2 protein-coding genes are annotated in these 830 nt (G+C 38.4%); both read left to right on the top strand.

Annotated elements, in window-relative coordinates; translation table 11 throughout:
* The coding region (locus WDC_RS09270) for a helix-turn-helix domain-containing protein (RefSeq protein WP_044011562.1) at window positions 1-297 on the top strand (297 nt) is incomplete at its 5' end.
* Window positions 249-830: IS3 family transposase (locus WDC_RS09435; RefSeq protein WP_156127031.1), on the top strand; the 582-nt coding region annotated here is incomplete at its 3' end. The genes WDC_RS09270 and WDC_RS09435, both read left to right, overlap by 49 nt.

Below are 830 nucleotides of genomic sequence, written 5' to 3'. Positions count from 1 at the left end.
CTATCGCAAACCGCTGCACATTTTGGTATCAACTTAAGTCAGGTTTCTTCATGGAATAAAATTTTTAAAGAACAGGGAGTAGTTGGTTTGCGACCCAGGCAAAAAGGTAGGCTACCCATGACCAAACACAAGAAGACAAATGTGCAAAAGTACCTTGAACAAACTCAAAAGGAAAAATATAAGCAAGAGATTTTAAAGTTGAAACAAGAGTTGCATGAAGCAGAGTTGGACCGTGATATTTTAAAAACATTAGCGACCCTGACGAAGAATTCAAAGAAACATTATCCACAAAGGTAAGGACTGACGTCGTTACATCGTTAAGGTCGCAATACAATTTCCAAGAACTTTTATCAAGACTTAAACTGCCCAAAGCAACTTACTATGATCGACTTAAGCGCGAGAAGAAACCCGACAAATACGCTGAATTAAAAAAATTTATCAAGAATCTTTATTACAAGGAAAATGAAACCTACGGTTATCGTCGAATCCATCACGAGGCCGTAAAACATGGTTTTCCATACGCCGAAGAAACGATTCGAAGAATCATGAGCGCAATGGGTCTCAAAGTATCTATTTACTCGAAACATACGTCTAAATACTCGTCATACAAAGGTAAAGTCGGTAAAATTGCCCCCAACGTTCTTAATCAAAATTTTGACGCTAAGCAACCACTGACAGTATTTCATACTGATGTCACTCAAATACGTCTTTACAATGGAAATTGGGGCTATATCTCAGCCATCACTGATGAAGCCAGTAAAGAAGTTATAGCGGCAATAGTCAGTTCGTCGCCCAACAAAGTAATGATCAGGGACACTCTAGATAAGCTT

The sequence above is a fragment of the Paucilactobacillus wasatchensis genome, assembly GCF_000876205.1.
GTDB classification, from domain to species: domain Bacteria; phylum Bacillota; class Bacilli; order Lactobacillales; family Lactobacillaceae; genus Paucilactobacillus; species Paucilactobacillus wasatchensis.
The sequence above is the reverse complement of the archived record's forward strand: the minus strand, read 5'-3'. Positions and strand labels throughout refer to the sequence as shown.